Here is a 1,073-nt window from a genome sequence, read left to right as displayed (position 1 = left end):
GCAACCTTCGTCAACGGCAAGCTCGTCGAACGCCCCGACGATCAGCCCTCACCAGCAGCTGCTTAGGAACTCGTGATCCACAGGTCTTGACGATTGCTCAGCCCGCTCCGCTGGGCCTTCGCTGCGGTCCTCGCTCCCTTCCGCTCCGCTCCCTGATCCCGCCGGAGCAATCCCGACGGAGCACGGGGAGCCCCATGCGGCACTACGGCGCAGGTGAAGCCCCGGGAAGCAGTGTGACCTTGGGGAGCAGGTGGCCCTAGGGAACACCGTGAAGCCCGGTCGAGCACTGCGAAGTCCTGCAGTGCACTGTGAAGCCCAGCGGACAGCGCCCGCGGCCATCGCCTCGTGCCTGGTGTCGGCTCTCGGCCACGGGGTCATGCACGCAGCCGTCGGGCCTGTCCGTGCGTCGCCCGGCTTGCCCTGCGCGTCCGCCCGGGCCTGCCCGCGCGTCACCCACCCTCCCGTGGCTCCCGCCTCACTCGCGCAGCCGTGCAGGCTCCCGCGCGTCGCCCGGACCTGCCTGCGCGGCACCCTGGCCTGCCTGCCGCGCCCGGTTCCTCTGTGCCTGCCGTCTCCTTCCCGCAGCCGCGCGGCCCTGCACTGTGCGTCGTCCGCTGTGCCTCTCGCCTCACGCCCGCAGCCTCCGGTGCCTGTCCGTGCGTCGCCCGGGCCGGCCTGTGCGTCGCCCACCCTCCTGTCTCCCGCCTCACTCCGGCAGCCGTGCGGGCCTGTCTGTGCGTCGCTCGGGCCTGCCCTGCGCATCGCCCACCCCCGTGCCTCTCGCCTTACTCGTGTGGTCGTCGGGTTCTTCCGAGGCGGTGGTAGGTGAAGGCCCAGCGGTCTTCGCCTACGTTGCGGCGGGTGTAGCGGTCGGGGTGCTGGTAGCGGTCGCGGTTGTGGAACTGGCAGGCCGGGCCCAGCAGCTTCAGGTCCGTGAGCCCGCCGGTGCTCCAGTTGTCGGCGTGGTCGATCTGGCACATGGTCGCCGGCAGCGGGCAGCCGTCGACCCAGCACGTGGCATACCGGGCGAAGATGGCCCGCCGCTGGGCAGGAGTCGCCAGACGGACCTTGCG

1 protein-coding gene is annotated in these 1,073 nt (G+C 71.8%); it reads right to left on the bottom strand.

Annotation, left to right across the window (positions count from 1 at the left end; genetic code table 11):
- Window positions 1-785 precede the first annotated feature (785 nt).
- A partial coding sequence (locus tag FLV34_RS41060) for an HNH endonuclease signature motif containing protein (protein ID WP_187280881.1) occupies window positions 786-1,073 on the bottom strand: 288 nt, incomplete at its 5' end.

It is taken from the genome of Microbispora sp. CSR-4 (assembly GCF_008033685.1).
GTDB lineage: Bacteria > Actinomycetota > Actinomycetes > Streptosporangiales > Streptosporangiaceae > Microbispora.
The sequence above is the reverse complement of the archived record's forward strand: the minus strand, read 5'-3'. Positions and strand labels throughout refer to the sequence as shown.